The organism is Bradyrhizobium huanghuaihaiense, assembly GCF_007830635.1.
Taxonomy (GTDB): Bacteria; Pseudomonadota; Alphaproteobacteria; order Rhizobiales; family Xanthobacteraceae; genus Bradyrhizobium; species Bradyrhizobium huanghuaihaiense.
In genome coordinates this window covers 177,109-203,383 of sequence record NZ_VLLA01000003.1, presented here as the reverse complement: position 1 = coordinate 203,383, position 26,275 = coordinate 177,109, and the positions used below count along the sequence as shown (strand labels likewise).

The following is a 26,275-nucleotide window of genomic DNA, read 5'->3' as shown; positions in this document are numbered from 1 at the left end:
ACGAAATGAGAGGCCACGATGGCGCAGCAGACATTCACCGGTCGCAAACGCGTTCGCAAGTTCTTCGGACACATCAAGGAAGTCGCCGAGATGCCGAACCTCATCGAGGTTCAGAAGGCGTCCTATGACCAGTTCCTGATGGTCGACGAGCCCCAGGGCGGTCGTCTCGACGAGGGTCTGCAGGCGGTGTTCCGCTCGGTGTTCCCGATCTCGGACTTCTCGGGCACCTCGATGCTGGAATTCGTCCGCTACGAGTTCGAGCAGCCGAAGTACGACGTCGACGAGTGCCGCCAGCGTGGCATGACCTTCGCGGCGCCCCTCAAGGTGACGCTGCGCCTCATCGTGTTCGATATCGACGAGGAAACTGGCGCGAAGTCGGTGAAGGACATCAAGGAGCAGGACGTCTACATGGGCGACATCCCGCTCATGACGATGAACGGCACCTTCATCGTCAACGGCACCGAGCGCGTCATCGTCTCGCAGATGCACCGTTCGCCCGGCGTGTTCTTCGACCACGACAAGGGCAAGACCCACTCCTCGGGCAAGCTGCTGTTCGCCGCCCGCGTCATCCCGTATCGCGGCTCCTGGCTCGACATCGAGTTCGATGCCAAGGACATCGTCTATGCGCGTATCGACCGTCGCCGCAAGATTCCGGTGACGTCGCTGATGTTCGCCCTCGGCCTCGACGGCGAAGCGATCCTGTCCACGTTCTACAAGAAGATCCTCTACAAGCGGACCAAGGAAGGCTGGCGCGTTCCGTTCGACGCCAACCGTTTCCGCGGTTACTCGACCGTCAACGACCTGATCGACGCCGACACCGGCAAGGTCGTGCTCGAGGCCGGCAAGAAGCTTACCGTCCGTGCCGCCCGCCAGCTCCAGGAGAAGGGGCTGAAGGCGCTGCGTCTGTCGGATGAGGAGCTCGTCGGCAACTACCTCGCCGAGGACCTCGTCAACCCGAAGACCGGCGAGATCCACGCCGAGGCCGGTGAGGAGATCACCGACAAGAACATGAAGGCGCTCAACGAGCACGGCTACAAGGAGCTGCCGCTGCTCGACATCGACCACGTCAATGTCGGCCCCTACATCCGCAACACGCTCTCGGCCGACAAGAACATGACGCGTGAAGACGCGCTGTTCGACATCTACCGCGTGATGCGTCCGGGCGAGCCGCCGACGCTGGATTCGGCGCAGGCCATGTTCCAGTCGCTGTTCTTCGACGCCGAGCGTTACGACCTCTCCGCGGTCGGCCGCGTCAAGATGAACATGCGCCTCGACCTCGATGCGCCCGACACCCAGCGTACGCTGCGCAAGGAAGACATCCTCTCCGTCATCAAGACGCTGGTGGACCTGCGCGACGGCAAGGGCGAGATCGACGACATCGACCATCTCGGCAACCGCCGTGTGCGCTCGGTCGGCGAGCTCATGGAGAACCAGTACCGCATCGGCCTCCTGCGCATGGAGCGCGCGATCAAGGAGCGCATGTCCTCGGTCGACATCGACACGGTCATGCCGCAGGACCTGATCAACGCGAAGCCCGCGGCTGCCGCCGTGCGCGAGTTCTTCGGCTCCTCGCAGCTCTCGCAGTTCATGGACCAGACCAACCCGCTGTCGGAGATCACCCACAAGCGCCGCCTCTCGGCACTTGGACCGGGTGGTCTGACCCGCGAGCGCGCCGGCTTCGAGGTGCGCGACGTGCATCCGACGCATTACGGCCGCATCTGCCCGATCGAGACGCCGGAAGGTCCGAACATCGGTCTGATCAACTCGCTCGCGACTTTCGCGCGCGTGAACAAGTACGGCTTCGTCGAGACGCCGTATCGCAAGGTCAAGGACGGCCGCGTCACCGACGAGGTCGTGTACCTCTCGGCGATGGAGGAGGGCCGCTACACGGTCGCGCAGGCCAACGTGCCGCTCGACCCGAAGGGCCGCTTCACCGAGGACCTCGTGGTCTGCCGCCACGCCGGCGAAGTCTTGCCGGTGACGCCGGACAAGGTCGACTACATGGACGTGTCGCCGAAGCAGCTCGTTTCGGTCGCCGCGGCGCTGATCCCGTTCCTCGAGAACGACGACGCCAACCGCGCGCTGATGGGCTCGAACATGCAGCGCCAGGCGGTGCCGCTGGTTCGCGCCGAGGCGCCTTTCGTCGGCACCGGCATGGAGGGCGTCGTTGCCCGTGACTCGGGTGCCGCGATCGCGGCGCGCCGGTCGGGCGTGATCGACCAGATCGACGCGACCCGCGTCGTCATCCGCGCCACGGAAGATCTCGATCCGACCAAGTCGGGCGTCGATATCTACCGTCTGATGAAGTACCAGCGCTCGAACCAGTCGACCTGCATCAACCAGCGTCCGCTGGTGAAGGTCGGTGACATCGTCAAGAAGGGCGACATCATCGCCGACGGTCCGTCGACCGATCTCGGCGAGCTCGCGCTCGGCCGCAACGTGCTCGTCGCGTTCATGCCGTGGAACGGCTACAACTTCGAAGACTCGATCCTGCTCTCCGAGCGGATCGTGAAGGAAGACGTCTTCACCTCGATCCACATCGAGGAGTTCGAGGTGATGGCCCGCGACACCAAGCTCGGGCCCGAGGAAATCACCCGCGACATTCCGAACGTCTCGGAAGAAGCGCTGAAGAACCTCGACGAAGCCGGTATCGTCTACATCGGTGCGGAAGTGCGCGCCGGCGACATCCTGGTCGGCAAGATCACGCCGAAGGGCGAAAGCCCGATGACGCCGGAAGAGAAGCTGCTGCGCGCCATCTTCGGTGAGAAGGCTTCCGACGTTCGCGACACCTCGCTGCGCGTTCCTCCGGGCGTGCAGGGCACGATCGTGGAAGTTCGCGTGTTCAACCGTCACGGCGTCGACAAGGACGAGCGTGCGCTGGCGATCGAGCGGGAAGAGATCGAGCGTCTGGCCAAGGACCGCGACGACGAGCAGGCGATCCTGGATCGCAACGTCTACAACCGTCTTGCCGAGCTGCTCGAAGGGCGGCAGGGCATTGCGGGTCCCAAGGGCTTCAAGAAGGACACCAAGATCACCCGTGCGGTGCTCGAGGAGTATCCGAAGTCGCAGTGGTGGCTGTTCGCCTCGCCGAACGACAAGCTGATGGCCGAGATCGAGGCCATGCGGAAGCAGTACGACGAGTCGAAGAAGGGGCTCGAGCAGCGCTTCCTCGACAAGGTCGAGAAGCTCCAGCGCGGCGACGAATTGCCGCCCGGCGTGATGAAGATGGTCAAGGTCTTCGTCGCGGTGAAGCGCAAGATCCAGCCCGGCGACAAGATGGCCGGCCGCCACGGCAACAAGGGCGTGGTGTCGAAGATCGTGCCGATCGAGGACATGCCGTTCCTCGAAGACGGTACGCACGCCGACATCGTGCTCAACCCGCTGGGCGTGCCCTCGCGCATGAACGTCGGACAGATCCTCGAGACCCATCTCGGCTGGGCCTGCGCCGGCCTCGGCAAGCGTATCGGCCAGACGGTCGATGCCTACCTGTCGAAGCAGGACATCAAGCCGCTGAAGGAAACCTTGAAGAAGGTCTACGGCGAGGACGAGACCATCAAGTCGCTCAACGACAACGAGCTGCTTGAGCTCGGCCATAACCTCAGCCGCGGTGTTCCGATCGCGACGCCGGTGTTCGACGGCGCCAAGGAAGCCGACATCGAGGAGATGCTGAAGCTTGCCGGTCTCGACGCTTCGGGTCAGTCGACCGTCTATGACGGCCGCACCGGCGATCCGTTCGATCGCAAGGTGACGGTGGGCTACATCTACATGCTCAAGCTGCACCATCTCGTCGACGACAAGATCCATGCGCGTTCGATCGGTCCGTACTCGCTCGTCACCCAGCAGCCGCTGGGCGGCAAGGCGCAGTTCGGCGGCCAGCGCTTCGGCGAAATGGAGGTGTGGGCGCTCGAGGCTTACGGCGCGGCGTACACGCTCCAGGAAATGCTGACGGTGAAGTCGGACGACGTCGCCGGCCGCACCAAGGTGTACGAGGCGATCGTGCGCGGCGACGACACGTTCGAGGCCGGTATTCCGGAATCGTTCAACGTGCTGGTCAAGGAAATGCGCTCGCTCGGCCTCAACGTCGACCTGCACAACTCCAAGATGGGACCGGCGCCGACGTCGGAAGCGGCCGAGTAATTCGACCTTTCATGCCCGGCCTTCGCGGCCGGGCATTGGCGCCCCTCCCGAGGCCTTGAGGGCAGGGCGCCGTGCTCGAGTGATTTTCGAATTTGCGGCCGGAGGCGACCGGCACGCGAGGAGAAGACGATGAACCAAGAAATTATGAATCTCTTCAACCCGACGACGCCGGCTCAGGTCTTCGACCAGATCCGGATCTCGATCGCGTCTCCAGAGAAGATTCTGTCCTGGTCCTACGGCGAGATCAAGAAGCCGGAGACCATCAACTACCGTACCTTCAAGCCCGAGCGCGACGGCCTGTTCTGCGCCCGCATCTTCGGGCCGATCAAGGACTATGAGTGCTTGTGCGGCAAGTACAAGCGCATGAAGTACAAGGGCATCATCTGCGAGAAGTGCTCGGTCGAGGTCACGCTGTCGCGCGTCCGGCGCGAGCGCATGGGCCACATCGAGCTCGCCGCCCCCGTCGCGCACATCTGGTTCCTGAAGTCGCTGCCCTCGCGCATCGGGCTTCTGCTGGACATGACGCTGAAGGATCTCGAGCGGATCCTCTACTTCGAATACTACGTCGTTCTCGAGCCGGGCCTCACCGCGCTCAAGGACCGTCAGCTGCTGTCTGAAGACGAGTATCTGAAGGCGCAGGACGAGTATGGCCAGGACAGCTTCACCGCCATGATCGGCGCCGAAGCGATCCGCGAGCTGCTCAAGGGCATGGACCTCGAGAAGCTCGAATTGTCCTTGCGCGCGGAGATGCAGGAGACCGACTCCGACATCAAGCACAAGAAGCTCGCCAAGCGCCTGAAGATCGTGGAAGCGTTCCGCCACTCCGGCAACAAGCCGGAATGGATGATCATGACCGTGGTCCCGGTGATCCCGCCGGACCTGCGTCCGCTGGTGCCGCTCGACGGCGGCCGCTTCGCGACCTCCGACCTCAACGACCTCTACCGCCGCGTCATCAACCGCAACAACCGCTTGAAGCGGCTGATGGAGCTGCGCGCGCCGGACATCATCATCCGCAACGAGAAGCGCATGCTTCAGGAAGCGGTCGACGCTCTGTTCGACAACGGCCGCCGCGGCCGCGTCATCACCGGCGCCAACAAGCGTCCGCTGAAGTCGCTCGCCGACATGCTCAAGGGCAAGCAGGGCCGCTTCCGTCAGAACCTGCTCGGCAAGCGCGTCGACTATTCGGGCCGTTCGGTGATCGTGGTCGGTCCCGAGCTGCGCCTGCATCAGTGCGGCCTGCCGAAGAAGATGGCGCTCGAGCTTTTCAAGCCGTTCATCTATTCGCGGCTTGACGCCAAGGGCCTGTCCACCACGGTGAAGCAGGCGAAGAAGCTGGTCGAGAAGGAGCGGCCCGAGGTCTGGGACATCCTGGACGAGGTCATCCGCGAGCATCCGGTGCTGCTCAACCGCGCGCCGACGCTGCATCGTCTCGGCATTCAGGCGTTCGAGCCCGTGCTGATCGAGGGCAAAGCGATCCAGCTTCACCCGCTGGTCTGCTCCGCGTTCAACGCCGACTTCGACGGCGACCAGATGGCCGTGCACGTTCCGCTGTCGCTCGAAGCGCAGCTGGAAGCGCGCGTCCTGATGATGTCGACCAACAACATCCTGCATCCGGCGAACGGCCAGCCGATCATCGTGCCGTCGCAGGACATCGTGCTCGGTCTCTACTACGTCTCGATCATGCGCGAAGGTCTGCCCGGCGAGGGCAAGATCTTCGGCGACATGGCCGAGCTCGAGCACGCGCTGCACGCGAAGGTCATCCACCTCCACACCAAGATCAAGTACCGGTGGCAGGGCATGGATGAGACCGGCAAGGTCTCGACGCGCTGGATCGAGACCACCGCCGGCCGCGTCATGCTCGGCAATCTGCTGCCGAAGAATCCGCGGATTTCGTACGAGATCATCAACAAGCTGATGACCAAGCGCGAGATCTCGGGCGTCATCGACCAGGTCTACCGTCACTGCGGTCAGAAGGAGACGGTGATCTTCTGCGACCGCATCATGGCGCTCGGCTTCTACAACGCGTTCAAGGCCGGCATCTCGTTCGGCAAGGACGACATGGTCGTGCCGCATGGCAAGTGGAAGATCGTCGACACCACCCGTACGCTGGCGAAGGATTTCGAGCAGCAGTACAACGACGGTCTGATCACCCATGGCGAGAAGTACAACAAGGTCGTAGACGCCTGGTCGAAGGCCACGGAAGAAATCGCCAAGGCGATGATGAAGGAGATCTCCTCGACCAAGAAGACGGCGAGCGGGGCCGATGCCGACATCAACTCGATCTACATGATGGCTCACTCCGGTGCCCGCGGTTCGCCGGCCCAGATGCGCCAGCTCGCCGGCATGCGCGGCCTGATGGCCAAGCCGTCGGGTGAGATCATCGAGACGCCGATCATCTCGAACTTCAAGGAAGGCCTCTCGGTTCTCGAGTACTTCAACTCGACCCACGGCGCCCGTAAGGGCCTCGCGGACACCGCGTTGAAGACCGCGAACTCGGGCTACCTGACCCGTCGTCTGGTCGACGTCGCGCAGGACTGCATCATCACGCAGTCCGACTGCGGCACCAAGCTCGGCATCAAGATGCGCGCCATCGTCGATGCCGGCACCGTGGTCGCTTCGCTCGGCTCGCGCATCCTTGGACGCACGGCCTGCGAAGACATCCGTGACAGCTCCGGCAAGGTGATCATCAAGCGCGACACGCTGATGGAAGAAAGCCATCTGGACGCCATCCAGCAGGGTGGTGTGCAGGAGGTGAAGATCCGCTCGGCGCTGACCTGCGAACTCGTCAACGGCATCTGCGGCAAGTGCTACGGCCGCGACCTCGCCCGCGGCACGCCGGTCAACCACGGTGAAGCCGTCGGCGTCATCGCGGCGCAGTCGATCGGTGAGCCGGGCACCCAGCTCACCATGCGTACCTTCCACATCGGTGGTGCGGCGCAGCTCAACGAGCAGTCGTTCGTCGAAGCCAACTTCGACGGCAAGATCGTGATCCGGAACAAGGCCATCGCCCGCAACAGCGAAGGTCACTTGATCGCGATGGTGCGCAACATGGTGGTGGCGATCGTCGATGCCGACGGCACCGAGCGTGCGACGCACCGCGTCCAGTACGGCTCGCGCCTGCACGTCGACGAAGGCGACATGGTCAAGCGCGGCCAGCGCATCGTCGAGTGGGATCCCTACACTCGTCCGCTCCTCACTGAAGTCGAAGGTACCATCGGCTTCGAGGATCTGGTCGAGGGGCAGTCGATCTCGGAAACGCTCGACGAGGCCACCGGTATCGCCAAGCGCGTGGTCATCGACTGGCGCTCGACCCGCGGCGGTTCGGACCTGCGTCCGGCCATCGTGGTCAAGGGCAAGGACGGCAAGGTGCTCAAGCTCGCCCGTGGCGGCGATGCCCGCTACATGCTGTCGGTCGACGCCATTCTCTCGGTCGACGTCGGAGCCAAGGTCAACCCGGGCGACATCCTCGCCCGTGTCTCGACCGAAAGCGCCAAGACGCGTGACATCACCGGCGGTCTGCCGCGGGTGGCGGAACTGTTCGAGGCCCGGCGTCCGAAGGATGCGGCGATCATCGCCGAAATCGCGGGCACCATCCGGTTCGGACGCGACTACAAGAACAAGCGCCGCATCTCGATCGAGCCGATGGACAAGACCGAGGAGCCGCGCGAGTACCTGATCCCGAAGGGCAAGCACATCCACCTTCAGGACGGCGACGTCGTCGAAAAGGGCGACTTCATCGTCGAAGGCAACCCGGCGCCGCACGACATCCTTGCGGTCAAGGGCATCGAGGAGCTCGCGGCCTACCTGGTCAACGAAATCCAGGAGGTCTACCGGCTCCAGGGCGTGCTCATCAACGACAAGCACATCGAGGTGATTGTCCGTCAGATGCTCCAGAAGGTGGAAGTCACCGACCAGGGCGACACGGACATGATCTCCGGCGAGCAGGTCGACAAGATCGAGTTCGACGCGCTGAACGAGAAGGCCAAGGAAGAGGGCAAGAAGCCCGCCACGGGAACGCCGGTTCTGCTCGGCATCACCAAGGCGAGCCTGCAGACCCGCTCGTTCTTCTCGGCGGCCTCGTTCCAGGAGACCACCCGCGTCCTCACCGAGGCGGCGGTCAACGGCAAGATCGATCCGCTGGAGGGTCTCAAGGAGAACGTCATCGTCGGCCGGCTGATCCCGGCAGGCACCGGCGCCTCCATGGCCAAGATCCGCGAAGTCGCGATGAAGCGCGACAAGCTGATCCTGGACGAGCGCGAGAAGCAGGCGTCCGTCGTGCCGCCGGCACCGGAAGCAGAGCTTCCTGCGCTGCCGCCCGCGGAATGATCGTTCATCCGTAGGAATACCGAGGACAATGAAAAGGCCGGCGCAAGCCGGCCTTTTTGCTGCTTTGTTTGCTTGCTGCGGTGCAGGATCAACCTTTGTTCATCTTTCCTTCAGACGCAAAAGCGCTTCTGCTAGGGGAGCTTAGACCGGTGGATCCCGTGACGGGGGCAGGGCCGGAGACCACGGAACGGATATGCTTGATCTCGCAATCGTAGGCGGCGGCCCCGGCGGGCTGATGAGCGCCTGGTATCTGAAGCGTAAGCTCGGCGACCTCTGCCGCGTCACCATATACGAAGCGTCCGACCGGCTCGGCGGCAAGATTGTCACACGCAAATTCGATTCTGCGCCCGCGATGTACGAGGCCGGCGTTGCCGAGATCTACGACTACTCGATGACCGGTCCGGATCCACTGCGCGAGCTGATCCAGCATTTCGGCCTGCAAACGATTCCGATGGACGCCGAGCAGGTGCAGTTCGGCGGCGAGCTGCTCAACGACGTGCCCGGCATGCGCCGCAAATACGGCGCCAAGACCGCGGCCGCGATCGAGGCGTTCCGCCAGCGCTGCACCGAGATGATGTCGCCGATCGAATATTACGAAGGCGTCGGGGCGCACGACAACGAGAATCCCTGGGCCTACAAGACCGCCGAGCAGGTGCTCGACGAGGAGGTCGAGGACGAGACCGCAAAGCGCTTCTTCAAGGTGATGGCGCGCTCGGACATCGCGACCGAAAGCCACAACACCAACGGCCTCAACGCGCTCAAGAACTACTTGATGGACGTCGACGGCTATATCGGCCTCTATTCCATCCAGAACGGCAACGAGCAGCTGATCGAGTGCCTGCAGTCGGAGGTCAATGCCGACATCGAGCTCAATCACCGCGTGCTGACCGTCGGCAAGGCGCCGACCGGCCGCTACCAGCTCAAGATGATGAACGGCAAGGGCCCGGAGACGCGCGACTTCGACCTCGTGCTGGTCTGCCTGCCGCATTCCTGGCTCGCCACCATGGGGTGGGAAGGCGAGCAGCTGCGCAAGTCGATGGTCAAGCACGTCTCCTATTTCGACCGTCCGGCGCACTATCTGCGGGTCTCGATCCTGTTCGACGAGCCGTTCTGGGGCGAGAAGATTCCGGGCGCCTGGTTCATGTCGGAAGCCTTCGGCGGCTGCTGCGTCTACAATGAGGGCGCGCGTCACGACGTCGGCAAGCATGGCGTGCTGAACTGGCTGATCCCCGGTTCCGACGCGCTGGCCTTCGCCAATCTGTCCGATCAGGAGCTGATCGATGCCGCGCTGAAATCGCTGCCGGCTTCGCTCGGCGATGCGCGCGCGCATGTCATGGAAGGCAAGATCCATCGCTGGCTGTCGTCGGTGAATGCGCTGCCGGGTGGTCTGCCCGTGCGCGACGTCATGACCAATCACCGGCCCGAGCCGAAGGAACATCCCGGCATCGTCGTGGTCGGCGACTATCTGTTCGACTCGACCCTGAACGGCCTGCTCGACTCCTCGGATGCGGCTACCGACATCATCCTGACCGAGATGATGCGCCTGCGCCGCGAACGCGCGCAGGAGGACCAGCCACTCTCCGACAAGATCGACCGCGACTATTTCGAGAACTATCGCGGTCTCGGTCCCTACGGCGAGGCGTGGCAGCACTTCACCGATCCCGACTACCTGACAAAGCTGATCGGCATCGTCTGGGGCAAGGCCAAGGGCTCCAAGCTTCTTGTTGCGGGCGCGGCGAGTGGGGAACTGGTCGGCGCGCTGCGCGAGCGCGGCATTGATGCCTGGGGCATCGAGAGCAACCGTGCCATCCATGCCAAAACGCCGAAGGCGCTGAAGAAATACAACAAGCTCGGGTCGATCACCGACATGCCGTTCAAGGACGGCAGCTTCGATTTCGTGTTCGAGACCAGCCTCTGCCACGTTGCTCCGAAGCAGGTGGTCCGCGCGATCCGCGAGCTCAACCGCGTGGTCAAGACCGGCCTCGTGTTCGGCTCGGTCACCTCCGACATGGCGCCGGCTCTGATCGACCGTTACGACCTGCTGCGCGGGGTCAAGAAGCTCGGCACCTGGTGGGAATGGTCCGAGCTGTTCTTCGGCAACGGCTTCGATCTGTCGATGCACCGCAAGGACTGCACCGATGCGCTCTGGGAGGCGACGCTTGCCGCGGGCAAGGGCCCGGGCCAGTGGTATGCCGACGCGGACTCTTTGCGTTATTCGTTCTTCGACAAGGTCGAGGACGAGGACGACGACTAGCCCTTAAGATCGGGTGAATTCGCCAATTGCTTTGCCGAATTCATCGTGATCGCATAGAATCGGTGCGATAGCGGCGCTCCGCTATTTCATGCTTTCTCTGCGGTCATGCCGGCCGTCAGCATCGGTTGGTTTCATGGCGTCCAAGCCTCTTTCGCCCGACAAACAGAAGCTCGCCGCCGAAGAGGCGGCCGAGCTCGACGACAAGCTCGCCTCCGCCGCCAAGCCCGATCTCGAAGACGACGCGGACGACGAAGGCGAGGAGGATGACGAGCTGGAGCTCGACGACGATGATGAGGACGAGGACCTCGTCGTCTTTACCGCGCGCGAGGCCGCCGGCGCGCTCGCGACCATCCTGGGTTTCGTCAAGCCCTATCTGACCAACTACAAGCGGATGCTGTCATTCGTGGCGTTCGGCGTCGTCGTCGAGACGCTGTTCAACGTCATCATGCCGCTCAGCCTGAAGTACCTGATCGACGACGCGCTCGGCGAGGAGGATTTCCAGGCGCTGTACAAGATCCTCGGCGTGCTTGCGGCCGCCGGCATCTTCACCTCGATCGTCGCGGTCTGGTACGAGCGCTGGGACGCGCGGCTGGCGGCCTGCATCATCTCCGACGTGCGCAAGCGCCTGTTCGAGCACGTCCAGGACCTGCCGGCAGCCTATTTCGGCCGCACCAAGCGCGGCGAGATCCTGTCGCGCTTCTCGGTCGACCTCTCGGCCTTCGAAGGCTCGGTCAAAACCTTCGCCAACAGCGCGGCGCTGCCGTTCCTGGAATTGATCGCCGGCATCATCCTGATGGTGTTCCTGAACTGGCAGCTCGCGGCGGTCGCGCTGCTGGTGTTTCCGATCACGCTGATCGGCCCGCGCATCCTCACTCCGAAGGCGGTGCAGGCCAATTACGAGCAGAAGCAGAACGAAGCCGCGCTGCTCGGCATGGTGCAGGAGAACATCGGCGCGCAGGCCGTGATCAAGGCGTTCAGCCTGCAGCGCAAGATGTTCGGCTTCTTCAGCTTCCGCAACGACGAGACCCGTAACAGGATCGCCTCGGCCGCGTTCCTGTCGACCATGGTGGAGCGGACGGTCACCATCTCGGTCTTGATGCTGCACCTCGTGGTGCTCGCGATCGGTGCCTATCTGGCGACCAAGGGCCAGATCACCATCGGCACCTTCGTCACCTTCGAGAGCGCGTTCTGGGAGGTCTCCTACAACATCGCCCACGTGATGCATTTCATCCCGGTGTCGATCTCCTCGGCTGCCGCGATCCGGCACATCCAGGAGCTGCTCGACGAGCCGACCCGCGGCGCCGATCGGCCCGGCGCACCCGACCTGCCGCGCATCACCCACGACATCACCTTCGACCGCGTCACCTTCCAGTACGAGGGCAGCCAGACGCCGGTGCTGGACAATCTCAGCCTCAAGCTGAACGTCGGCAAGAGCATCGCCATCGTCGGCCCCTCGGGCTCGGGCAAGAGCACGCTGCTCAACCTGATCCTGCGGCTGTACGTGCCGGACGAGGGGCGTGTCACCATCGACGGCGTCGATGTCCGCAAGGTCACCCTGGATTCGTTGCGCCGGAGCATGGCCGTGGTGTTCCAGGAGAACATGTTGTTCAACATGTCGATCCGCGAGAACATCCGGCTCGGCAAGGAGGGCGCGACCGACGCGGAGGTGGAAGAGGCGGCCAAGAAGGCCGAGATCCACCGCTACATCATGAGCCTGCCGCAGCGCTACGACACGCCGGTCGGCGAGCGCGGCGATACGCTCTCGGGCGGCCAGCGCCAGCGCATCGCGATCGCGCGCGCGATCATCCGCAATCCGTCCGTGCTGCTGCTGGACGAGGCCACCTCGGCGCTCGACCAGACCACGGAAGCCGCGATCAACCGCACGCTGCTCAAGGTTGCCAAAGGCCGCACCATGATCTGGTCGACCCACCGCCTGACCTCGGTGGTCGAGATGGACGAGATCATCGTGATTTCAGGGGGCAGGGCGATCGAGCGCGGCTCGCACGCCGAGCTGCTCGCCAAGAACGGCACCTATCGCCAGCTGTGGAACGACCAGATCCACCAGCCGCACGGCGCAGCGGCTCACGCCGACGACGACAGCGACGACGACGAGGATGAAGACGACCTCGAGGATGATGAGGACGAGGACGACGAGGAGGAGTGACCGAGGAAGTTCGGCTCCAGATCGAAGGCGCCTCCGAGCGGCCGCAGGAGCCCTTGAACCGACCAGGCAATGAAGCGTGCCCAGCGCTGTGCCGTCCAATAGGGGCTTGTCGCAGTCGAGACTGAGCGGAAGTCGAACGCCTTCGCCGCCGACCATTCGTCGCAAGCCCGCTTGACCGGATCGGCGTAGAACGTGGCGACCTTGGCAGCATCCATCCCGTCGGAGGCCAGCCATCGCGGGATGTAGACGTTGCAGAGCCGTTCGACGTCGGTGAAGACCTTGTCGCAGCCGGTCCCGGCGACCGGGCAGGAGGTCGAGAAGGCATCGCCCACCAGCACGAGGCCGGGCTGGCCGCTGGCATCGTTCACATAGAGATCGACCGGGCGGATCTTCAGCTCGCCGGGAATGTCGAACGGGCCGGTGATGCGCTCGAGCCGGGGCAGGGCGGCATGCAGCGTCTCGGCCGGGACGCGGCGCAGCTCGCGCAGCCAGGGATCGTCGAAGCCGCGATAGACGAACAAATTGGCGCGCATCCGCGTGCCGACCGGAAACAGCGTGATGTAGGGGATGCGGTCGCTGGGCCGCTCCGAAAAGTAGGTGAGGGCCGGGAAGTCGAACGCATTCCGGCCGGCCGGGACCACGTCGAATCCGATCGAGATCGAATGGCAGGCGCTGACGATTTTCCGCGCGATGCCGAGCTGGTGGCGCAGGCCAACATTGAGGCCGTTGGCGAGCACGACCAGCCGGGCCGAGATGGTCTCGTCATTTGAGAGCGTGATCCTCTGCCGCTCAGCGCTGGTCTCGACCGCGATTGCCTTGGCGCAAATGCGCCAGACGCTCGCGGGAATCTCGTCGCGGATGGCGTTGACCAGGGAATCGTAGAGGATGTTGAACTGCCGGCTCGGCGCCTTGTCGAGCAGCCGGCCGAATCTCGCGATCCAGTTCTCGCCCGAATAGGTCGCGCGCCGCAGCACCGATTCTGCGATTCCGGTCTTCAGGAATCGCTCGACCTGCACCTCGCCGCTGAGTTTTTCGACGCGAAAGTCCGCCGGATAGGTCTCATGCGGATCGATCAGCACCACGGAAATGCCGGCGCGGCCGAGCATCGCGGCGGCGGTCGAGCCGGATAATCCCCCGCCGATGATGGCAATGTCGGTGTACCGCATGGCGCAAATCTCCGCCTAAGGCGGCAGATTGACGCATCAACAGGAAAAAAAGCCTTAGCAAGGGTTATAAAAGTATATTACACCCGGGTATAATGTGGCATTGGGGTGGCGGAACAGGCGCAGCGTTCCCATATGGGCGTAGGGCGGTGAGTGCGGTAAACCTCGATTTCGACAGGCGCGAGAAGCGCTTTGTGACTGTCGTTTCACCTTGACTTGACCGATTCTCACTTATAGAAAGCGCCTCACTTAACGACAGGCGGTGAGCATCGCCAACGTCGGTACGGACCACCTGCCTGATCCTTTTAGGATCGTCCGGCAGGCACCAACCTCGACGAATGCCGCTCAGACGCTGTCGATCATAGCTAGGCAATGCCAGTGCGATTCTAGTTCTCTTGAGCATGTTCTCTTGAGATCGAATTCGGATGCATGACCTCGGTGCGCGGGCCGCAGCTTTACGCTGGTTGGCCCGAAAACTGCGGTCCTCTGTGGCGTCGTAACGCTTTCCGCTCGTTGATGGAGCGGTTGGCGCAATTTCGCTTTGTGCGGATTGTTCCGCCTGAGGCGGCCTCGTCGGGTGGGTGGCCCGAACAGAATTTGCGGTCCCGGCAACGGGCTGCGGCAAGACAGCGGATCCGCAAGGGGCCGCGATAACAAAGGGTAAGGCCAGGATGCCGACGATCAACCAGCTGATCGCTCAACCGCGGGAAGTGCAGAAGTCGCGCAAGAAGGTGCCGGCGCTGCAGCAGTCGCCTCAGAAGCGTGGTGTTTGCACCCGCGTCTACACTACGACCCCGAAGAAGCCGAACTCGGCGCTTCGTAAGGTCGCCAAGGTGCGCCTGACCAACGGCTTCGAGGTGATCGGCTACATCCCCGGCGAGGGTCATAACCTCCAGGAGCACTCGGTGGTCATGATCCGCGGCGGCCGCGTCAAGGACTTGCCCGGCGTGCGCTACCACATCCTCCGCGGCGTTCTGGATACCCAGGGCGTCAAGAACCGTAAGCAGCGTCGTTCGAAGTACGGCGCCAAGCGTCCGAAGTAAGCGGGAACCAAGCCTATGTCTCGTCGCCACTCTGCGGAAAAGCGCGAAGTTCTCCCGGATCCGAAGTTCGGGAACATCATCGTCACGAAGTTCATGAACTCGGTGATGTACGCCGGCAAGAAGTCGGTCGCCGAAGGTATTGTCTACGGCGCGTTCGGCATCATCGAGAGCAAGACCAAGCAGAACCCGCTCGGCGTGTTCGAGCAGGCGCTCGAGAACGTCATGCCGACGATCGAGGTTCGCTCCCGCCGCGTCGGCGGCGCGACCTACCAGGTTCCGGTCGAGGTTCGCTCGACCCGCCGGCAGGCCCTGGGCATCCGCTGGCTGATCGCGGCTGCGCGCGAGCGCAACGAGAAGACGATGACCGAGCGGCTCTCTGCGGAGCTCTTGGACGCATCGAACAACCGGGGGAACGCCGTCAAGAAGCGCGAAGACGTGCACCGCATGGCGGAAGCCAACCGCGCCTTCTCGCACTATCGCTGGTAACGGCGAAACAAACGGACTCGCAAGGAACACCCCATGCCCCGCCAACATGCCATCGAGGACTACCGTAACTTCGGTATCATGGCGCATATCGACGCCGGCAAGACGACGACGACCGAGCGCATCCTCTATTACACCGGCAAGAGCCACAAGATCGGCGAAGTGCACGAAGGTGCCGCGACGATGGACTGGATGGAGCAGGAGCAGGAGCGTGGCATCACGATCACCTCGGCTGCGACCACCGCCTTCTGGGCCGGCAAGCGCCTGAACATCATCGACACTCCCGGCCACGTCGACTTCACCATCGAAGTCGAGCGTTCGCTGCGCGTGCTCGACGGCGCCGTCTGCGTGCTCGACTCGAACCAGGGCGTCGAGCCCCAGACCGAGACCGTCTGGCGCCAGGGCGACAAGTACAAGGTTCCGCGCATCGTCTTCGCCAACAAGATGGACAAGATCGGTGCCGACTTCTTCAAGTGTCTGGCGGACATCGTCGATCGCCTGGGCGCCAAGCCCGTCGCGATCCAGCTTCCGATCGGTGCCGAGAACAACTTCAAGGGTCTCGTCGACCTCGTGAAGATGAAGGGCGTCGTCTGGAACGATGAAGCGCTCGGCGCCAAGTTCGACTATGTCGACATTCCGGAAGATCTCGTCGACCAGGCCAAGGAATACCGCGAGAAGATGGTGGAAGCCGCCGTCGAGCTCGACGACGATGCCATGGCCGCTTACCTCGACGGCAAGGAGCCGGACGAGGCGACCCTGAAGCGCCTGATCCGCAAGGCGGTGCTGACCGGTGCGTTCTATCCCGTGCTGTGCGGCTCGGCCTTCAAGAACAAGGGCGTGCAGCCGCTGCTCGACGCCGTCGTCGACTACCTGCCGTCGCCGCTCGACGTGCCTTCGATCAAGGGCACCGACGACAAGGGCAACGAAGTCGTGCGCAAGGCGGACGACAAGGAGCCGCTGGCACTGCTCGCGTTCAAGATCATGGACGACCCGTTCGTCGGCACCATCACCTTCTGCCGCATCTACTCCGGCGTTCTCCAGAGCGGCACCGGCGTCGTGAACTCGACCCGCGAGAAGAAGGAGCGCATCGGGCGCATGCTGTTGATGCATGCGAACAACCGCGAGGACATCAAGGAAGCCTATGCCGGCGACATCGTCGCGCTGGCTGGCCTGAAGGAAGCGCGCACCGGTGACACGTTGTGCGATCCCGACAAGCAGGTGATCCTGGAGAAGATGGAATTCCCCGAGCCGGTCATCGAGATCGCGATCGAGCCGAAGTCCAAGGCCGACCAGGAGAAGCTGGGCGTGGCGCTGGCCAAGCTCGCCGCGGAGGATCCGTCCTTCCGCGTGTCGACCGACCACGAGTCCGGCCAGACCATCCTCAAGGGCATGGGCGAACTCCACCTGGACATCAAGGTCGACATCCTCAAGCGCACCTACAAGGTCGACGCCAACATCGGCGCGCCGCAGGTTGCGTTCCGTGAGCGCGTCACCAAGCGGGTGGAGCACAGCTACACCCACAAGAAGCAGACCGGCGGTACCGGCCAGTTCGCGGCCGTGTCGTTCATCGTCGAGCCGAACGAGCCCGGCAAGGGCTACGAGTTCGAATCGAAGATCGTCGGCGGTGCGGTGCCGAAGGAATACATTCCCGGCGTCGAGAAGGGCCTGGAGAGCGTGCTGTCGTCCGGCGTGGTCGCGGGCTTCCCCGTGGTCGACGTCAAGGTGCAGCTCGTCGACGGCAAGTATCACGACGTCGACTCGTCGGCGCTCGCCTTCGAAATCGCTTCGCGCGCCTGCTTCCGCGAAGCGCTGCAGATGGGCAAGTCCGTCCTGCTCGAGCCGATCATGAAGGTCGAAGTGGTGACCCCTGAAGACTACACCGGCTCGGTCATCGGCGACCTGAACTCCCGGCGCGGTCAGATCCAGGGCCAGGACATGCGCGGCAACGCCAACGTCATCAACGCGATGGTGCCGCTCATGAACATGTTTGGTTACGTGAACAACCTGCGCTCGATGAGCCAGGGTCGCGCGACCTTCACCATGCAGTTCGATCACTACGCAGAAGCGCCGGCCAACGTGTCGGCAGAAGTCCAAAAGAAGTTTGCCTGATTGTCGTCGGTTGAAAGCTGACGATTGAACGGAGAGTCAAATGGCCAAAGCAAAGTTTGAACGTACCAAGCCGCACTGCAACATCGGCACCATCGGTCACGTCGACCATGGTAAGACGTCGCTGACCGCGGCGATCACCAAGGTTCTCGCCGAAGCCGGCGGTGCGACGTTCACCGCGTACGACCAGATCGACAAGGCGCCGGAAGAGAAGGCGCGCGGCATCACCATCTCGACCGCGCACGTCGAGTACGAGACGCCGAACCGCCACTACGCCCACGTCGACTGCCCCGGCCACGCCGACTACGTGAAGAACATGATCACCGGCGCGGCCCAGATGGACGGTGCGATCCTCGTCGTGTCGGCTGCTGACGGCCCGATGCCGCAGACCCGCGAGCACATCCTGCTCGCCCGCCAGGTCGGCGTGCCCGCGCTCGTCGTGTTCCTGAACAAGTGCGACATGGTCGACGATCCGGAACTGCTCGAGCTCGTCGAGCTCGAAGTCCGCGAGCTGCTCTCGAAGTACGAATTCCCGGGCGACAAGATCCCGATCATCAAGGGTTCGGCTCTCGCCGCTCTCGAAGACAGCGACAAGAAGCTCGGCCACGATGCCATCATCGAGCTGATGAAGAATGTCGACAGCTACATCCCGCAGCCGGAGCGTCCGATCGACCAGCCGTTCCTGATGCCGGTTGAAGACGTGTTCTCGATCTCGGGCCGCGGCACCGTCGTGACCGGCCGTGTCGAGCGCGGCGTCGTCAAGGTCGGCGAGGAAATCGAGATCATCGGTCTCCGCGCCACCCAGAAGACCACCGTCACCGGCGTCGAAATGTTCCGCAAGCTGCTCGATCAGGGTCAGGCCGGCGACAACATCGGCGCTCTGCTCCGCGGCACCAAGCGCGAGGACGTCGAGCGCGGCCAGGTTCTGGCCAAGCCGGGTTCGGTCAAGCCGCACACCAAGTTCAAGGCTGAGGCCTACATCCTCACCAAGGAAGAGGGCGGCCGCCACACCCCGTTCTTCACCAACTACCGTCCGCAGTTCTACTTCCGCACCACCGACGTGACCGGTGTCGTGCACCTGCCGGAAGGCACCGAGATGGTGATGCCGGGCGACAACATCGCGATGGAAGTGCACCTGATCGTGCCGATCGCGATGGAAGAGAAGCTCCGCTTCGCGATCCGCGAAGGCGGCCGCACCGTCGGCGCCGGCGTCGTCGCCTCGATCATCGAGTAATTACGAGAAAAGGGACGGCGAGTAGCGAATGGTGACATTCGCTATTCGCTATTCGCCACCCACTGAAGAGAGACCACGGCAATGAACGGCCAAAACATTCGTATCCGTCTCAAGGCGTTCGACCATCGTATCCTCGATACGTCGACCCGTGAGATCGTGAACACGGCGAAGCGCACCGGCGCGCAGGTCCGCGGACCCATTCCGCTGCCCACCCGCATCGAGAAGTTCACCGTCAACCGTTCGCCCCACGTCGACAAGAAGAGCCGCGAACAGTTCGAGATGCGCACCCACAAGCGCCTGCTCGACATCGTCGATCCGACCCCGCAGACCGTCGATGCTTTGATGAAGCTCGACCTGGCCGCCGGTGTCGACGTCGAGATCAAGCTCTAAGATTTTGGATCCCGTTCGCGAAAGCGGACAAAGAGAACAGGAAGCAAGCCGATGCGCTCCGGAGTGATCGCACAAAAGGTCGGGATGACGCGGGTCTTCACGGAGGCCGGCGAACATATCCCCGTGACCGTGCTGAAGCTCGGCAATTGCCAGGTCGTAGGCCACCGCACCGAAGAGAAGAACGGTTACGTCGCACTCCAGCTTGGTTCTGGTGCTCGCAAGACCGTTTACATGCCCAAGGCTGAGCGCGGCCAGTTCGCGGTTGCCAAGGTCGAGCCGAAGCGCCGGGTCGAGGAGTTCCGCGTCACCGCGGACGCCATGATCCCGGTCGGCGCCGAGATCCAGGCCGACCACTTCGTCGTCGGCCAGTTCGTCGACGTCACCGGCACCTCGGTCGGTAAGGGCTTCGCGGGCGGTATGAAGCGCTGGAACTTCGGCGGTCTGCGCGCCACGCACGGTGTGTCGATCTCGCACCGCTCGATCGGTTCGACCGGTGGTCGTCAGGACCCCGGCAAGACCTGGAAGAACAAGAAGATGCCCGGCCACATGGGTGTCGACCGCATCACCACGCTCAACCTCCGCGTCGTTCAGCTCGATGTCGAGCGCGGCCTGATCCTCGTCGAAGGCGCCGTTCCCGGCTCCAAGGGCGGCTGGATCCGCGTGCGCGACGCCGTCAAGAAGCCGCTGCCGAAGGAAGCTCCGAAGCCCGGCAAGTTCAAGGTTGCTGGCGAAGCGGACGCCGCTCCGGCTGCGCAGGAGGCGTGAGATGGAACTGAAGGTCACCACCCTCGAAGGTAAGGAAGCCGGCTCCGTCCAGCTCTCCGACGCCATTTTCGGTCTCGAGCCGCGCGAAGACATCATTGCGCGTTGCGTGCAGTGGCAGCTCAACAAGCGCCAGGCCGGCACGCACAAGGCCAAGGGCCGCGCCGAGATCTGGCGCACCGGCAAGAAGATGTACAAGCAGAAGGGCACCGGCGGTGCTCGTCACGGCTCGGCCCGCGTGCCGCAGTTCCGTGGCGGCGGCCGTGCCTTCGGTCCGGTGGTGCGTTCGCACGCCACCGACCTGCCGAAGAAGGTCCGCGCGCTCGCTCTGAAACATGCGCTCTCGGCCAAGGCCAAGGACGGCGATCTCGTCGTGATCGAGAAGGCCGCGCTGGAAGCTGCCAAGACCAAGGCGCTGCTCGGTCACTTCTCGGGCCTCGGCCTCACCAACGCGCTGATCATCGACGGTGCCGAGCTCAACAACGGCTTCGCCGCTGCGGCCCGCAACATCCCGAACATGGACGTGCTGCCGATCCAGGGCATCAACGTCTATGACATCCTGCGCCGTCAGAAGCTCGTTCTGACCAAGGCCGCCATCGATGCGCTGGAGGCGCGCTTCAAATGACGAAGAACATCGAGCCTCGCCACTACGACGTGATCCTGTCGCCGGTCGTGACCGAAAAGGCGACGATCGCCTCGGAGCACAACAAGGTGCTGTTCAAGGTGGCCGCGAAGGCGACCAAGCCGCAGATCAAGGAAGCGATCGAGAAGCTGTTCGACGTCAAGGTCAAGAGCGTCAACACGCTGGTCCGCAAGGGCAAGGTCAAGGCCTTCCGCGGCAATCTCGGTTCGCAGTCGAACACCAAGCGCGCGATCGTGACCCTCGAAGAGGGCCACCGGATCGACGTCACCACCGGTCTGTAAGGTCGTACGACGATGGCACTGAAGACATTCAATCCCACGACGCCGGGCCAGCGCCAGCTGGTCATGGTCGATCGTTCGAGCCTGTACAAGGGCAAGCCGGTCAAGGCGCTGACCGAAGGCAAGCACTCCTCGGGCGGTCGTAACAACACCGGCCGTATCACCGTGCGCTTCCGCGGCGGCGGTCACAAGCAGACGCTGCGCATCGTCGACTTCAAGCGCGACAAGGTCGATGCGCCCGCGACGGTCGAGCGGCTGGAATACGATCCGAACCGCACTGCTTTCATCGCGCTGATCAAATATCAGGACGGCGAGCAGGCCTACATCCTGGCGCCGCAGCGCCTGGCCGTGGGTGACACCATCGTCGCCGGCAACTATGTCGACGTGAAGCCGGGCAACGTCATGCCGCTCGGCAACATGCCGGTCGGCACGATCATCCACAACATCGAGGTCAAGATCGGGAAGGGCGGCCAGCTCGCCCGTTCCGCGGGCACCTACGCCCAGCTCGTCGGCCGCGACCAGGATTACGTCATCGTCCGCCTGAACTCGGGCGAGCAGCGTCTCGTGCACGGCCGTTGCCGCGGCACGATCGGCGCGGTGTCGAACCCGGATCACATGAACACCTCGATCGGCAAGGCTGGCCGCAACCGTTGGCTGGGCCGTAAGCCGCACAACCGCGGTGTTTCGATGAACCCGATCGACCATCCGCACGGCGGTGGTGAAGGTCGTACCTCGGGCGGTCGCCACCCGGTCACTCCGTGGGGCAAGCCGACCAAGGGCAAGAAGACCCGCACCAACAAGTCGACCAACAAATTCATTCTCCTAAGCCGCCACAAGCGGAAGAAGTAAGGAACGCCGGACATGGTTCGTTCAGTCTGGAAAGGCCCGTTCGTCGAGGGTTCTCTGCTCAAGAAGGCAGATGCCGCGCGCGCGTCCGGCCGTCACGACGTCATCAAGATCTGGAGCCGTCGCTCGACGATCCTGCCGCAGTTCGTCGGTCTGACCTTCGGCGTCTACAACGGTCAGAAGCACGTGCCGGTGGCGGTCAACGAGGAAATGGTCGGTCACAAGTTCGGCGAGTTCTCGCCGACCCGGACCTTCCATGGCCACTCCGGCGACAAGAAAGCCAAGAAGGCTTGAGGATTAAACGATGAGCAAACCTAAGCGCGAACGGAGCCTCGCCGACAACGAGGCCAAGGCGGTCGCCCGGATGCTGCGGGTGAGCCCGCAGAAGCTCAACCTGGTCGCCCAGCTCATTCGCGGCCGGAAGGCTTCCGCTGCGCTCGCCGACCTGCAGTTCTCGCGCAAGCGGATCGCGGTCGACGTGAAGAAGTGCCTGGAATCGGCTATCGCCAACGCCGAGAACAACCACGACCTCGACGTCGACGATCTCGTCGTGGCGCAGGCCTTCGTCGGCAACGGCCTCGTGATGAAGCGCTTCGCCGCCCGCGGCCGTGGCCGTTCGGGCCGTGTCTACAAACCATTTTCGCAGCTGACGATCATCGTTCGTCAGGTCGAAGCCGAAGCAGCGGCTTAAGGGCGCAGGAGAACACGATGGGTCAAAAGATCAATCCGATCGGTTTGCGTCTCGGCATCAACCGGACCTGGGATTCCCGCTGGTTCGCCGGCAAGCAGGAATACGGCAAGCTGCTGCACGAGGACGTCAAGATCCGCGAGATCCTGCACAAGGAGCTCAAGCAGGCGGCCGTCGCCCGCATCGTGATCGAGCGTCCGCACAAGAAGTGCCGCGTCACCATCCACTCGGCCCGTCCGGGCGTGGTGATCGGCAAGAAGGGCGCCGACATCGACAAGCTGCGCAAGCGCGTTGCGGACATCACCTCGTCCGACGTCGTCATCAACATCGTCGAGATCCGCAAGCCGGAGCTCGATGCGACGCTGGTGGCCGAGTCGATCGCGCAGCAGCTGGAGCGCCGCGTGGCGTTCCGCCGCGCCATGAAGCGCGCCGTGCAGTCGGCGATGCGTCTCGGCGCGGAAGGCATCCGCATCAACTGCTCGGGACGTCTCGGCGGTGCGGAAATCGCGCGCATGGAGTGGTACCGCGAAGGTCGCGTGCCGCTGCACACGCTGCGTGCCGACATCGACTACGGCGTTGCGACCGCGTTCACGACCTTCGGCACCTGCGGCGTCAAGGTCTGGATCTTCAAGGGCGAGATCCTCGAGCACGATCCGATGGCCCAGGACAAGAGAATGGCCGAAGGCGAGACGGGCGGTAGTGGTGATCGTGGTGGCCGTCAGCGCCGCGATACGGCTGCGGCCTAAAGCCAGACAGGAATTTGAGGGCTTAAAGCCATGATGCAACCTAAGAAAACGAAGTTCCGGAAGGCGCATAAGGGCCGCATCCACGGCGTTGCGTCTTCGGGCGCGACGTTGGCGTTCGGCCAGTACGGCCTGAAGGCGACCGAGCCTGAGCGCGTCACCGCGCGCCAGATCGAGGCCGCCCGCCGCGCGCTGACCCGCCACATGAAGCGCGCCGGCCGCGTCTGGATCCGCGTGTTCCCCGATGTTCCGGTGTCGAAGAAGCCGGCCGAAGTCCGCATGGGCTCCGGCAAGGGTTCGCCGGAACTGTGGGTGGCTCGGGTCAAGCCGGGCCGGGTGCTGTTCGAGATCGACGGCGTCAACACCCAGACGGCGCGTGAGGCGCTGACCCTTGCGGCGGCCAAGCTGCCGATCAAGACGCGCTTCGTCGAGCGCATTGCGGAGTAATGGCCATGGCCCAGATGAAGATCGAAGACATCCGCGCGATGAGCCCCGACCAGCAGGATGACGCCATCCTGAACCTGAAGAAGGAGCGCTTCAACCTGCGCTTCCAGCGCGCCACCGGGCAGCTCGAGAACACCTCGCGCCTGCGCGAGGCCCGCCGTGACATCGCCCGGATCAAGACCGTCGCCGCGCAGACGCGCGCGAAGAAGAAGTAAGAGGCTTACGAAGATGCCGAAACGTACTTTGCAGGGCGTGGTCGTCAGCGACAAGCAAGCCAAGACCATCGTGGTGCGCGTCGATCGCCGTTTCACGCACCCGATCTACAAGAAGACGATCCGCCGTTCGAAGAACTATCACGCGCACGACGAGAGCAACGAGTTCAAGCCGGGCGATGTGGTGTGGATCGAGGAATCGAAGCCGATTTCGAAGTTGAAGCGCTGGGTCGTGATCCGGGGCGAACACAAGAAAAGCGCCTGATCTGTTGGCTTTAGCCGACTGACTTCAGGGAAATGTTGAGCGCCGGCTGGGCTGGCGCAATTAGAAAGAGGACGAGGTGCATCAATGATTCAGATGCAGACCAACCTCGACGTGGCCGACAATTCTGGCGCACGCCGTGTCATGTGTATCAAGGTGCTCGGAGGCTCCAAGCGCCGCTACGCCACGATCGGCGACATCATCGTCGTCTCGATCAAGGAAGCGATTCCGCGTGGCAAGGTGAAGAAGGGCGACGTGATGAAGGCCGTCGTGGTGCGCGTCCGCAAGGACATCCGCCGCGCCGACGGTTCGGTCATCCGCTTCGACCGCAACGCCGCCGTTCTGATCAACAACCAGTCCGAGCCGGTCGGCACCCGTATCTTCGGGCCCGTGCCGCGCGAGCTGCGCGCCAAGAACCACATGAAGATCATTTCGCTCGCGCCGGAGGTGCTGTGATGGCTGCGAAGATCCGCAAGGGCGACAAGGTCGTCGTGCTGACCGGCCGCGACAAGGGCCGTACCGGCGAAGTGTTCGAGGTTCGTCCCGACGCCGGCACCGCGCTGGTGCGCGGCGTCAACATGGTCAAGCGTCACCAGAAGCAGACGCAGGCGCAGGAGGGCGGCATCATCTCGAAAGAGGCGCCGATCCAACTGTCCAACATCGCGTATGTCGGCAAGGACGGAAAGCCGACCCGCGTCGGATTCAAGATTCTGGCGGACGGCAAGAAGGTCCGCATCGCCAAGAGCTCGGGAGCTGAGATCGATGGCTGAGGCCGCTTACACGCCGCGCCTGCGCGCGGAATATGACGCGAAGATCCGCACGGCTCTGACCGAGAAGTTCGGTTATGAGAACGTGATGCAGGTTCCGCGCCTGGACAAGGTCGTGCTGAACATGGGCGTTGGCGATTCCGTCAACGACCGCAAGAAGGCCGAGACCGCCGCTGCCGAGCTGACCCAGATCGCCGGCCAGAAGGCGATCGTGACCTATTCGCGTATCGCGATCGCGACCTTCAAGCTGCGTGAGAACCAGCCGATCGGCTGCAAGGTCACGCTGCGCAAGGCCCGCATGTACGAGTTCATCGATCGCCTGGTGACGGTCGCGCTGCCGCGCGTCCGCGACTTCCGCGGCCTGAACCCGAAGAGCTTTGACGGCCGCGGCAACTACTCGCTCGGCATCAAGGAGCACATCATTTTCCCCGAGATCGACTTCGACAAGGTCACGGAAGCCCGCGGTATGGACATCACCGTCTGCACCACGGCCAAGACCGACGAAGAGGCGAGGGCCTTGTTGACCGCTTTCAATTTCCCGTTCCGGCAGTGAGACGCTGACCTAAAGCCTCTCAAACGCGGATACCCAGGAGCCAAGCATGGCAAAGAAGAGTTCAGTCGAGAAGAACAACCGGCGCAAGCGGATGGTGAAGAACGCCGCCGCCAAGCGCGAGCGGTTGAAGGCGATCATCGCCGACAAGAAGCTGCCGATGGAAGAGCGTTTCGCTGCGACGCTGAAGCTGGCCGAGATGCCGCGCAACTCGTCGGCGACCCGCATCCGTCTGCGTTGCGAGCTGTCGGGCCGCCCGCGCTCGAACTATCGCAAGAACAAGCTGTCCCGTATCGCGCTGCGCGACCTTGGCTCCAAGGGCATGGTCCCGGGCCTCGTGAAGTCCAGCTGGTAAGGAGGGGCGTTTAGATGTCTACGCACGATCCAATCAGCGATCTGATCACCCGCATCCGCAACGCGCAGATGCGCTCCAAGACCAAGGTCTCCACGCCTGGCTCGAAGATGCGCGAGAACGTGCTCGAGGTCCTCAAGTCCGAGGGCTACATCCGCGGTTACGCCACGCTCGAGCACCCCTCGGGCCGCAGCGAGATCGAGATCGAGCTGAAGTATTTCGACGGCGAGCCCGTCATCCGCGAGATCGAACGCGTTTCCAAGCCCGGGCGTCGTGTCTACGCCTCGGTGAAGAACCTGCCGCGGGTCAACAACGGGCTCGGCATTTCGGTGTTGTCGACGCCGAAGGGGATCATGGCCGACCACAGCGCGCGCGACGCGAATGTGGGCGGTGAAGTCCTCTTCACGGTGTTCTGAGAAGGATTTTTC

The 26,275-nt window shown here is 63.4% G+C and carries 25 protein-coding genes; 24 read left to right on the top strand and 1 reads right to left on the bottom strand.

The window, feature by feature from the left end:
- Window positions 1-18 precede the first annotated feature (18 nt).
- The 4 genes from rpoB (at window position 19) to IQ16_RS08630 (ending at window position 12,881) form a co-directional block, all read left to right on the top strand.
- Window positions 19-4,137: a DNA-directed RNA polymerase subunit beta gene (gene rpoB / locus IQ16_RS08645; protein ID WP_018647234.1), complete on the top strand. Its 4,119-nt coding sequence runs from the start codon at window positions 19-21 to the stop codon at window positions 4,135-4,137.
- Between the two features lie 129 nt (window positions 4,138-4,266).
- Window positions 4,267-8,463, top strand: coding sequence for a DNA-directed RNA polymerase subunit beta' (gene rpoC / locus IQ16_RS08640; RefSeq protein WP_018647235.1), 4,197 nt, complete (start codon window positions 4,267-4,269; stop codon window positions 8,461-8,463).
- A gap of 193 nt (window positions 8,464-8,656) precedes the next feature.
- A complete protein-coding gene (locus IQ16_RS08635; RefSeq protein WP_018647236.1) occupies window positions 8,657-10,717 on the top strand; it encodes an FAD-dependent oxidoreductase in 2,061 nt (686 codons plus the stop codon).
- A 133-nt stretch (window positions 10,718-10,850) separates the two neighbouring features.
- A complete protein-coding gene (locus tag IQ16_RS08630) occupies window positions 10,851-12,881 on the top strand; it encodes an ABC transporter ATP-binding protein (protein ID WP_018647237.1) in 2,031 nt (676 codons plus the stop codon).
- Here IQ16_RS08630 and IQ16_RS08625 read toward each other — a convergent pair.
- Entirely contained in the window at window positions 12,800-14,047 is a 1,248-nt protein-coding gene (locus tag IQ16_RS08625) for an FAD-dependent oxidoreductase (protein WP_018647238.1), read from the bottom strand. The genes IQ16_RS08630 and IQ16_RS08625 overlap by 82 nt on opposite strands.
- Before the next feature lie 668 nt (window positions 14,048-14,715).
- Here IQ16_RS08625 and rpsL point away from each other — a divergent pair.
- The 20 genes from rpsL (at window position 14,716) to rpsH (ending at window position 26,263) form a co-directional block, all read left to right on the top strand.
- Window positions 14,716-15,087 (top strand): 30S ribosomal protein S12, encoded by a 372-nt coding sequence (gene rpsL, locus IQ16_RS08620; protein ID WP_007603006.1) that lies wholly within the window; start codon window positions 14,716-14,718, stop codon window positions 15,085-15,087.
- Window positions 15,088-15,102: 15 nt separating this feature from the next.
- The gene (rpsG, locus tag IQ16_RS08615) at window positions 15,103-15,573 is read left to right on the top strand and encodes a 30S ribosomal protein S7 (protein ID WP_018647239.1); all 471 of its coding nucleotides are present in this window, start codon (window positions 15,103-15,105) and stop codon (window positions 15,571-15,573) included.
- A gap of 33 nt (window positions 15,574-15,606) precedes the next feature.
- Window positions 15,607-17,679 carry an elongation factor G gene (fusA, locus tag IQ16_RS08610; protein ID WP_018647240.1) on the top strand — a complete coding sequence of 691 codons (2,073 nt, stop codon included), beginning with the start codon at window positions 15,607-15,609 and terminating at the stop codon, window positions 17,677-17,679.
- A 40-nt stretch (window positions 17,680-17,719) separates the two neighbouring features.
- A complete protein-coding gene (tuf, locus tag IQ16_RS08605; protein WP_018647241.1) occupies window positions 17,720-18,910 on the top strand; it encodes an elongation factor Tu in 1,191 nt (396 codons plus the stop codon).
- A gap of 81 nt (window positions 18,911-18,991) precedes the next feature.
- Window positions 18,992-19,300: a 30S ribosomal protein S10 gene (gene rpsJ / locus IQ16_RS08600; protein WP_002712302.1), complete on the top strand. Its 309-nt coding sequence runs from the start codon at window positions 18,992-18,994 to the stop codon at window positions 19,298-19,300.
- 51 nt (window positions 19,301-19,351) lie between these two features.
- Entirely contained in the window at window positions 19,352-20,065 is a 714-nt protein-coding gene (gene rplC, locus IQ16_RS08595; RefSeq protein ID WP_018647242.1) for a 50S ribosomal protein L3, read from the top strand.
- A gap of 1 nt (window position 20,066) precedes the next feature.
- Window positions 20,067-20,687, top strand: a complete 621-nt coding sequence (gene rplD / locus IQ16_RS08590; RefSeq protein WP_018647243.1) for a 50S ribosomal protein L4 — start codon at window positions 20,067-20,069, stop codon at window positions 20,685-20,687.
- Window positions 20,684-20,986, top strand: a complete 303-nt coding sequence (locus tag IQ16_RS08585; RefSeq protein ID WP_018647244.1) for a 50S ribosomal protein L23 — start codon at window positions 20,684-20,686, stop codon at window positions 20,984-20,986. Before rplD ends, IQ16_RS08585 begins: the two co-directional genes overlap by 4 nt.
- Window positions 20,987-20,998: 12 nt before the next feature.
- A complete protein-coding gene (gene rplB, locus IQ16_RS08580; protein WP_018647245.1) occupies window positions 20,999-21,832 on the top strand; it encodes a 50S ribosomal protein L2 in 834 nt (277 codons plus the stop codon).
- Window positions 21,833-21,844: 12 nt separating this feature from the next.
- Window positions 21,845-22,123: a 30S ribosomal protein S19 gene (gene rpsS, locus IQ16_RS08575; protein WP_008136357.1), complete on the top strand. Its 279-nt coding sequence runs from the start codon at window positions 21,845-21,847 to the stop codon at window positions 22,121-22,123.
- A gap of 10 nt (window positions 22,124-22,133) precedes the next feature.
- Window positions 22,134-22,520, top strand: coding sequence for a 50S ribosomal protein L22 (rplV, locus tag IQ16_RS08570; RefSeq protein WP_008549264.1), 387 nt, complete (start codon window positions 22,134-22,136; stop codon window positions 22,518-22,520).
- Window positions 22,521-22,537: 17 nt separating this feature from the next.
- Window positions 22,538-23,263 (top strand): 30S ribosomal protein S3, encoded by a 726-nt coding sequence (rpsC, locus tag IQ16_RS08565; RefSeq protein ID WP_018647246.1) that lies wholly within the window; start codon window positions 22,538-22,540, stop codon window positions 23,261-23,263.
- A gap of 30 nt (window positions 23,264-23,293) precedes the next feature.
- Window positions 23,294-23,707 (top strand): 50S ribosomal protein L16, encoded by a 414-nt coding sequence (rplP, locus tag IQ16_RS08560; RefSeq protein ID WP_018647247.1) that lies wholly within the window; start codon window positions 23,294-23,296, stop codon window positions 23,705-23,707.
- Between the two features lie 5 nt (window positions 23,708-23,712).
- Window positions 23,713-23,919: a 50S ribosomal protein L29 gene (gene rpmC, locus IQ16_RS08555; protein WP_011088144.1), complete on the top strand. Its 207-nt coding sequence runs from the start codon at window positions 23,713-23,715 to the stop codon at window positions 23,917-23,919.
- Window positions 23,920-23,932: 13 nt separating this feature from the next.
- Window positions 23,933-24,181 carry a 30S ribosomal protein S17 gene (rpsQ, locus tag IQ16_RS08550; RefSeq protein WP_018647248.1) on the top strand — a complete coding sequence of 83 codons (249 nt, stop codon included), beginning with the start codon at window positions 23,933-23,935 and terminating at the stop codon, window positions 24,179-24,181.
- A gap of 84 nt (window positions 24,182-24,265) precedes the next feature.
- Window positions 24,266-24,634 carry a 50S ribosomal protein L14 gene (gene rplN, locus IQ16_RS08545; protein WP_007603030.1) on the top strand — a complete coding sequence of 123 codons (369 nt, stop codon included), beginning with the start codon at window positions 24,266-24,268 and terminating at the stop codon, window positions 24,632-24,634.
- Entirely contained in the window at window positions 24,634-24,948 is a 315-nt protein-coding gene (gene rplX, locus IQ16_RS08540) for a 50S ribosomal protein L24 (RefSeq protein WP_018647249.1), read from the top strand. Before rplN ends, rplX begins: the two co-directional genes overlap by 1 nt.
- On the top strand, window positions 24,941-25,498 hold the full coding sequence (rplE, locus tag IQ16_RS08535) for a 50S ribosomal protein L5 (protein ID WP_018647250.1): 558 nt from the start codon (window positions 24,941-24,943) through the stop codon (window positions 25,496-25,498). The genes rplX and rplE overlap by 8 nt, the downstream gene beginning before the upstream one ends.
- Window positions 25,499-25,544: 46 nt before the next feature.
- A complete protein-coding gene (gene rpsN / locus IQ16_RS08530; RefSeq protein ID WP_018647251.1) occupies window positions 25,545-25,850 on the top strand; it encodes a 30S ribosomal protein S14 in 306 nt (101 codons plus the stop codon).
- 14 nt (window positions 25,851-25,864) lie between these two features.
- Window positions 25,865-26,263, top strand: coding sequence for a 30S ribosomal protein S8 (rpsH, locus tag IQ16_RS08525; RefSeq protein ID WP_018647252.1), 399 nt, complete (start codon window positions 25,865-25,867; stop codon window positions 26,261-26,263).
- Window positions 26,264-26,275: the final 12 nt, after the last annotated feature.

Bases quoted from the DNA above. Each gene is read 5' to 3' on its own strand.
- rpmC (WP_011088144.1), top strand. From the start codon at position 23,713: ATGGCCCAGATGAAGATCGAAGACATCCGCGCGATGAGCCCCGACCAG.
- rpoC (WP_018647235.1), top strand. From the start codon at position 4,267: ATGAACCAAGAAATTATGAATCTCTTCAACCCGACGACGCCGGCTCAG.
- rplV (WP_008549264.1), top strand. From the start codon at position 22,134: ATGAGCAAACCTAAGCGCGAACGGAGCCTCGCCGACAACGAGGCCAAG.
- rplP (WP_018647247.1), top strand. From the start codon at position 23,294: ATGATGCAACCTAAGAAAACGAAGTTCCGGAAGGCGCATAAGGGCCGC.
- rplC (WP_018647242.1), top strand. From the start codon at position 19,352: ATGCGCTCCGGAGTGATCGCACAAAAGGTCGGGATGACGCGGGTCTTC.
- rplE (WP_018647250.1), top strand. From the start codon at position 24,941: ATGGCTGAGGCCGCTTACACGCCGCGCCTGCGCGCGGAATATGACGCG.
- rpsG (WP_018647239.1), top strand. From the start codon at position 15,103: ATGTCTCGTCGCCACTCTGCGGAAAAGCGCGAAGTTCTCCCGGATCCG.
- rpsQ (WP_018647248.1), top strand. From the start codon at position 23,933: ATGCCGAAACGTACTTTGCAGGGCGTGGTCGTCAGCGACAAGCAAGCC.
- rpsN (WP_018647251.1), top strand. From the start codon at position 25,545: ATGGCAAAGAAGAGTTCAGTCGAGAAGAACAACCGGCGCAAGCGGATG.
- rplX (WP_018647249.1), top strand. From the start codon at position 24,634: ATGGCTGCGAAGATCCGCAAGGGCGACAAGGTCGTCGTGCTGACCGGC.
- rpsC (WP_018647246.1), top strand. From the start codon at position 22,538: ATGGGTCAAAAGATCAATCCGATCGGTTTGCGTCTCGGCATCAACCGG.
- IQ16_RS08625 (WP_018647238.1), bottom strand. From the start codon at position 14,047: ATGCGGTACACCGACATTGCCATCATCGGCGGGGGATTATCCGGCTCG.
- tuf (WP_018647241.1), top strand. From the start codon at position 17,720: ATGGCCAAAGCAAAGTTTGAACGTACCAAGCCGCACTGCAACATCGGC.
- rpoB (WP_018647234.1), top strand. From the start codon at position 19: ATGGCGCAGCAGACATTCACCGGTCGCAAACGCGTTCGCAAGTTCTTC.
- rplB (WP_018647245.1), top strand. From the start codon at position 20,999: ATGGCACTGAAGACATTCAATCCCACGACGCCGGGCCAGCGCCAGCTG.
- rpsL (WP_007603006.1), top strand. From the start codon at position 14,716: ATGCCGACGATCAACCAGCTGATCGCTCAACCGCGGGAAGTGCAGAAG.
- rplD (WP_018647243.1), top strand. From the start codon at position 20,067: ATGGAACTGAAGGTCACCACCCTCGAAGGTAAGGAAGCCGGCTCCGTC.
- IQ16_RS08635 (WP_018647236.1), top strand. From the start codon at position 8,657: ATGCTTGATCTCGCAATCGTAGGCGGCGGCCCCGGCGGGCTGATGAGC.
- fusA (WP_018647240.1), top strand. From the start codon at position 15,607: ATGCCCCGCCAACATGCCATCGAGGACTACCGTAACTTCGGTATCATG.
- rpsS (WP_008136357.1), top strand. From the start codon at position 21,845: ATGGTTCGTTCAGTCTGGAAAGGCCCGTTCGTCGAGGGTTCTCTGCTC.
- rpsJ (WP_002712302.1), top strand. From the start codon at position 18,992: ATGAACGGCCAAAACATTCGTATCCGTCTCAAGGCGTTCGACCATCGT.
- IQ16_RS08630 (WP_018647237.1), top strand. From the start codon at position 10,851: ATGGCGTCCAAGCCTCTTTCGCCCGACAAACAGAAGCTCGCCGCCGAA.
- rplN (WP_007603030.1), top strand. From the start codon at position 24,266: ATGATTCAGATGCAGACCAACCTCGACGTGGCCGACAATTCTGGCGCA.
- rpsH (WP_018647252.1), top strand. From the start codon at position 25,865: ATGTCTACGCACGATCCAATCAGCGATCTGATCACCCGCATCCGCAAC.
- IQ16_RS08585 (WP_018647244.1), top strand. From the start codon at position 20,684: ATGACGAAGAACATCGAGCCTCGCCACTACGACGTGATCCTGTCGCCG.